Raw genomic sequence first — 2,618 nt, 5'->3', positions numbered from 1 at the left:
TCCCCGCAATGCATTCAAGCTACCAGTTTCTCGTGTCCCAAAGCCATATCCGACTTGTTCAACTATCAAATTATCTGGTATTCCTCCAAACTCTTTTGTGATACACTTTACGATTCCAAAACCAGTTGGGGTTACTAACTCTGTCAGTACATCTTCCCTTTGCCTGAAAGGTACCTCACTATTCATTCTCATCTGCATTACTGCAGGTACTGGTACAGGCATTACACCGTGTGCGACCCTGATTGTACCAGTCCCATCAACAAGCGTTCCACAAATGACCTTCTCAATTTTCAATAATTCTAAACCAATAAAGAATCCGACAACATCAACAATTGAATCAATTGCTCCAACTTCATGGAAATGAATCTCATCAATTTTTTTATCGTGTACCTGTGCTTCTGCCTTGGCAATTTCTTCAAAAACCATACAAGCAGCTTTCTTGATATGCTCACTTAGTGCAGAATCATTAATAATCCCTTCAATAGTGGCTAGATTTCTACCATGATGATGAATTTTTCCTGCACCTTCATCCGCATGATGCCCTTTGAATTCATCATTCAACACAACCTCGAACAAATGTCCCTTAATTGCCGACTTTGTAGTCTTTGTGAGGGTCAATTCATATCCCGTTATCCCTAACTTTGCTAATTCCTGCTTGAAGGCTTCGAAGTTCAGCCCTAAATCAAATAACGTTCCCAGCAGCATATTCCCACTTACTCCTGAAAAAGGATCAAGATATAAACTCTTCATTTTACCGCCTCCGCTAAATGATTTATTTTACTTGCAGAATAACCAGCACCAAAACCGTTATCGATATTCACAACCGTAATACCTGTCGCGCAACTGTTTAGCATTGTTAGTAATGCCGCTAACCCATTGAACGCAGTTCCATAACCGACACTTGTCGGGACTGCAATCACTGGCGAACTCACAAGCCCGCCGACAACAGAAGCCAATGCACCTTCCATTCCGGCAATCACGATGACCACTTGTGCCGCTCTAATCTCATCTATGCGTGCAAATAGTCTATGAATCCCCGCGACTCCGACATCATAGATTCTGTCAACACTATTGCCAAAAGCTTCCGCAGTTACTGCGGCTTCTTCTGCAATCTTCAAATCAGAAGTTCCTGCCGTCACAATTGCAATTTTCCCAACTGTTTTTTCTACTGGATTTTGCTCCCACAACAGCATTTCGGAAACTTCATCATATTCTAACTGCGGTAAACTCGCCCTAACAGCTTTCGCTTTTAGCGCAGCAACTCTTGTCACAACAATATTATTTTGTTTGCCTAACATTGCCTCAACAATCCCAATTATCTGTATAGCCGTTTTACCCTCACCATAAATTATCTCAGGAAAACCCGTTCTTTTATTTCTTTCCGTATCAATCTTAGCGAACCCTAAATCAGTAAAGCCTGAATTATTAATGATCTCAGTCGCATCTTCCACACTTATCTGCTTTTCGGAAACAAGTTGAAATATCTGTCTTACCTTCGCAGCTTCCATCTTAGTTCTTACCTTTTACAATGACTCCGAGTCCATCAGGGATAACTACAACTTTTGCTTTTTCACCTTCACGTTCATATGCACTCTTCATTGCATCGTCTAGTGAGGTTGCAAGTTCCATATGCATATTTGTAATCAATTCTGGAGCAACAAGATCTGATACAAAAATAACATGATGATTGACTAAAATTCGTGCCAGAATCTGTGATGTCCACTGATCTGGAACCGTCTCAAGTCGTGGTGTGTTGATTGCTTTGTCAAGAAATTCCTTAGGATCGGCAACATCGGCAATATTATGATAGAATCCTTCACCACCGTGTCCGTCTCGACAACCCGCAACCATAATGATTGTGCCACCGATTTTATTAGTTGCTTCAGCCGCCGTCATTCCCTTCACTGCCTGGTAAATGTTTTGATCCAGCGGGAAGCCGCCGTTTGTCGAAATCGTAATGTCAGATTCAATTGCATCAACTTCCGATAATGATTCAACGAAATCAGTTCCTTTTTTATGAGCTTTCTCTAAATCGCCCGCAAATGAACCAATAATTTTCTTATCTTCATCAAGTACAACGTTTAAGATAAACGCTAATTTTGCAGTTTTAGCTGCGTAAACCATGTCTTCATGGATTAAATTGTGATTCAAATTACCTGTCCTAGAATGTTTATCACTAATAAATTCGCCTGAATGATTTGCCATAATTGTTTTGTATGACGACACACCTGGTAAAACAGCTTTTCTTCCACCAGAGAATCCCGCGAAGAAATGTGATTCAATAAAGCCTTCTGAAATCAGTAAATCCGCTTCAGTTGCAACTTTATTAATAATTAAATCTCCACCAGAAGGTAACTTACCCACTTTGACCATGTCTTCATCGCGTTGCGAATAATGCATCACAATTTCTTCATTATCAACAATTTCCTTGCCGTATTTGTTAATTAATTCCTCTGTTGTCGAGGGTCTATGGAATCCAGTCGCAACTAAAATTCTAATTCTTGCAGTTGGAGCCGCTGAACGAATTCTACGCAATAGAATTGGTGTAATTATCTTTGACGGAACTGGACGTGTATGGTCAGAAGAAATAATTACAATGTCTTTCTTTCCTTTTGCCA

3 protein-coding genes are annotated in these 2,618 nt (G+C 40.3%); all 3 read right to left on the bottom strand.

The features are described from left to right. Positions 1 to 750 (bottom strand): LarC family nickel insertion protein (locus FFX44_RS12520; RefSeq protein ID WP_289981747.1); only part of this gene is annotated, 750 nt, incomplete at its 3' end. Further along, positions 747 to 1,508 carry a nickel pincer cofactor biosynthesis protein LarB gene (gene larB / locus FFX44_RS12515; protein ID WP_289981743.1) on the bottom strand — a complete coding sequence of 254 codons (762 nt, stop codon included), beginning with the start codon at positions 1,506 to 1,508 and terminating at the stop codon, positions 747 to 749. The genes FFX44_RS12520 and larB, both read right to left, overlap by 4 nt. A gap of 1 nt (position 1,509) precedes the next feature. Then, positions 1,510 to 2,618, bottom strand: a 1,109-nt coding sequence (larA, locus tag FFX44_RS12510; protein ID WP_289981735.1) for a nickel-dependent lactate racemase, incomplete at its 5' end; no start/stop codon positions are given.

The organism is Lactobacillus sp. UCMA15818, assembly GCF_030400225.1.
GTDB lineage: Bacteria > Bacillota > Bacilli > Lactobacillales > Lactobacillaceae > Liquorilactobacillus.
Note: the sequence above shows the minus strand (reverse complement) of the source record. Positions and strands in the feature narration are given on the sequence as shown.

Bases quoted from the DNA above. Each gene is read 5' to 3' on its own strand.
- larB (WP_289981743.1), bottom strand. From the start codon at position 1,508: ATGGAAGCTGCGAAGGTAAGACAGATATTTCAACTTGTTTCCGAAAAG.